General features: G+C 38.2%; 3 protein-coding genes. All 3 read right to left on the bottom strand.

Annotated elements, in window-relative coordinates:
• The coding region (locus HWX04_RS07895) for a restriction endonuclease (protein ID WP_175869581.1) at positions 1-393 on the bottom strand (393 nt) is incomplete at its 3' end.
• A gap of 657 nt (positions 394-1,050) precedes the next feature.
• Positions 1,051-2,655: a YfjI family protein gene (locus HWX04_RS07890; RefSeq protein ID WP_175869580.1), complete on the bottom strand. Its 1,605-nt coding sequence runs from the start codon at positions 2,653-2,655 to the stop codon at positions 1,051-1,053.
• On the bottom strand, positions 2,656-3,298 hold a 643-nt coding region (locus HWX04_RS07885; RefSeq protein WP_175869579.1), incomplete at its 5' end, for a DUF7146 domain-containing protein.

Raw genomic sequence — 3,298 nt, 5'->3', positions numbered from 1 at the left:
CCAATTGCTTTCAGTGCTATCAACCAGTATGCGACGCGTGAATATTTTCTTCCCAGAGGCAGCGATAAAACTATCAATATCTTCTTTTTTAATGATGTGAGAGGCATCATAACATTTACATTGAATAGCCGCATAGCCCCCTTGATCACGGATTGTCGCCACCAAATCAATGCCGATATCACGCCCATCTTCATCATGTTCCTCAGCCCATTCCGAATAAGTCTGAACCTTTTCGTATTCTTGCTTTTGTAATGGGTCTTCAGACAGATAATCCTTCACAAGATTTTCAAAAAGCGTTCCCAATTCACGGGGTGATTTTGCCTGTTTACGATAATATTCCAACAGAGAGCGTATCGTGACTTGTTCATGATCAGACTTAACAAATTGCATCATATTATAATAAAAATCCTTTGCCTTATAAGATGATCAATAATCATCAAAAGAATCAAAACGAATTCAATTAAATGCACTTAAAACAAATATCGATAATAAAGTGAGAAAAAAGAGCTAAAAAAGCCGATAATTTTTTCAAAGAGTTTTTTAAAGAATACTTATCAACAACCTATGAGCTATGGTTAGATCAGCACAGTAGTGAAATTTGCTTATCGTTTGATGTGTTAATCAGACAAATGCAATACGTGCTTTTTAAACATCAGAATGATTATTTTGATAGGTTTTATGAGTGACTTTAATAGATAGGTTTTGACGGTGCAAAAATTGTCAAAACCCCTACAAAACGTATATTATTAGTTGAATTCATAGGTTGTGTTGTCAATATTGGTTGTTTTTTGAACATCTGCAAAATATTAACATATTGAAATATAATGTTTTTATTTTTTGCTATTTTTTTATCTAAAAGCAGCAACCGTCAAAACTCAAAACACCGTCAAAACTTATAGAGATTAGTTTTGGATAGTGTTGACACAAGATTTAAACGTTGCTTCTTTTTTTTAATGATAAACAAAAACCCTCAAAGATCATTCGTAAATCCTCTTTTGGTACGATAAGATTTTTGAAGGTTTTAAGCATAACAAAAAAATTATCAGCGTTTCATTGTTTTATGCTGTTGCTTTTGACGAAAGGATGCCATTCATAGCGTATAGTAGGTCGACCGCCTTTAGAGCTATTTTCACTTGCTATTTGACGAATATGATTGGAACGGCATAAAATCTCTAGAGCTTGTTTTAGAATGGCATGATCTTTTAAACCCGTCCAGTCACGTTGATGAATATCACGTAAAGTAAAGACATCAGGTAAATGATCACAACGCTCGATAATCAATTTTGCACAATCTTCTATAGAGGCATTCCCCGCCGCATAAAGTCTTTTGACATGGCTTAACAGATATTTTTCCCAACGCAAGGCTGTTTGAAGAGCACCTTTATTGATTTCAAAACGACCCCCTTCGGTCAATTCAAAAATCAACGCCAGACTTGCTATGGTCTTAGGCATTTTTAAAAGATGCGATTGTAAGCTTTCAGAAAGGTTATTCCCTTTAGCTTCTTTAAAAATCTTTTTCATCCACTCACGAAACATCTCTTGAGCATCAGCAGAAAAACGCATGACAAGCGGGTGTTCTGGAGATCCAAGGGGCTTATCATAAAGAGAATGGAACACCCCTTCATAAGTTTTCCATGCCTCTTGATTAGGAGGTCTATCAATCCATTGCCAATCTTTTGTCTCATCGGGCCACACCAGCATTTGAAACCGTTGTAAAAAACCATCATTGCCTTTGCCATATAAAGCATTGCGTATAAAGGGCAGAATGCGAGAGGGTTGAATGCCTCCTATAATTGAAAGGGTTGCATTAGGAATAAAAATGGTTCCACGCCCGATACGGTCATAAGTAAATTGACCATCTCCATTAAAAGCTTCGAGATAAAAAGCACGGTCTGTTTGATATTCCTTGCGTTCCATATCTGTTAAAAAACCAGATAATTCATCACGAACCATCAAAAGACCACGGGGGTTTTCTTTTAACAATTCCCCAAGCTTTTCGACCGTCACATCATTGACAATAAAACGAGAGCCATCATCATGGGTATTGTCTTTAGAGGGAGCTTCAGACAAAAGAGCACGGGCTGTTTCAAGATCTCCTTTTTTGATCGCTTTATGGGCTTGTTTTTTCTTTTCTGATTTGTCTAAAGTTTCAAGTATCTCTTCAATTTCTTGCCTTTCTTTTTGTTTTAACCACTCTTTATACCATTGCTTTTGAAGGCACGTGATAGGGGCTAACGCAGCTTGCATGGTAGGTGTTTTCATGGTTGAAGGCTGTCCAATAAGAGCACCCCAAAGATTAGGAATAATTTTCCAATCATCATACTGTTTGGGGGCAATATGCACGCCATTTCCAATAAGAGCCGCCAAACCATAGAGAGCAGAGGCAGCAATAAAATCGAGAGGGGCTTGTTGACGGTCAGCAATATCATAAATATAGCGACTTAAGGGTAAAGGCACTTGTGCAACGTGAAAAGGTTCGACGGGTAAAAAAGCCGTACCAATGGGTTTTAATTCCCCCCAACCATTTTGTTGCAAGGCTTGTTCATAAGGAATAACTTTTAAACAAGTATTATCATTTAAAGAGGCATTATCGTTATCATTGGAAAAAACATTTCGGTTATTGCTGTCTATAATATTGTTTTTATCCTTTATCATTTATTTATAACCTTTCAAGATTAAAAAGTCATTGAAATCTAAAGCGTTAGGGGCTTGCATGATAAAGACTTCAAAGCCTTGTCTATAAGCCCGCGCAGCGAGGTTAAAACCTGCTTTACGCCCCGCATCATCCCCGTCCATTGCGATTGTCAAACGTCCTTTTGTATGCGGTAAATTCACACGCATCATGCCACTGGTGGAAAGAGACGCCCATAAATTAACGGGCTCTGATAACAATCCAGACAGCAGCGCCAGCCCCGTTTCAATTCTCACACAAATAACCAGATGTTTTGGATTGCCTTGACTTAAATGCACAGCACCGCCCATGACAGACCCCAACATGGCTTTGGCGGGTTTCTGATCTGTTTTGCAGCCATTGGTTTGTAAAAAGGTTCTATGAATGGCAAAAGAGCTAGCCCCCTTAACAAGCGCCACCAACGCGGGCAATGTCATTCCTAAGGGGTGTGGACAGTTGTCGTGAAAGCGTAAATCAGCAGGTAATTCACATGTGATCCCCCGCATGCGTAAATAGGTTTCTGCTAAAGTATTTTTAATCGGTTGGCTTTGTTGCCAAATCTCTTTTGCTTTTTCTGCTTTCTGTTTTGCTCGTTTGAGATCAGCACAAAACTGTTTTGAGAAAGAA

The sequence above is a fragment of the Bartonella gabonensis genome, assembly GCF_903679515.1.
GTDB lineage: Bacteria > Pseudomonadota > Alphaproteobacteria > Rhizobiales > Rhizobiaceae > Bartonella > Bartonella gabonensis.
Note: the sequence above shows the minus strand (reverse complement) of the source record. Positions and strands in the feature narration are given on the sequence as shown.

Coding starts and splice junctions, on each gene's coding strand:
- HWX04_RS07890 (WP_175869580.1), bottom strand. CDS start 2,655: ATGATAAAGGATAAAAACAATATTATAGACAGCAATAACCGAAATGTT.